This is a genomic window from Bradyrhizobium sp. Ken01, assembly GCF_055807355.1.
In genome coordinates, this window is record NZ_JBVVPC010000312.1 from 1 (window position 1) to 234 (window position 234).

The following is a 234-nucleotide window of genomic DNA, read 5'->3' on the forward strand; positions in this document are numbered from 1 at the left end:
GTCGCCTTCACGCCGACCGTCAAGGCGATCCAGGCCCGCAAGGGCTCACGTCAGTCCTATGCCCGCGTCGAGGAGCGTGGCGGCTGGCAGGCCGGCATCACCTCGGACCTTGCCGCCTTCATCGAAATGCAGACCAGCGTCTTCCTGTCGACGGCCAATGGCGATGGCCAGCCCTACATCCAGCATCGCGGCGGGCCGGCCGGCTTCCTCAAGGTGCTGGACGAACACACGATC

1 pseudogene is annotated in these 234 nt (G+C 66.7%); it reads left to right on the plus strand.

The features are described from left to right. Positions 1-234, plus strand: a pseudogene (locus AC0L3S_RS39770) (pyridoxamine 5'-phosphate oxidase family protein); the annotation flags it as partial.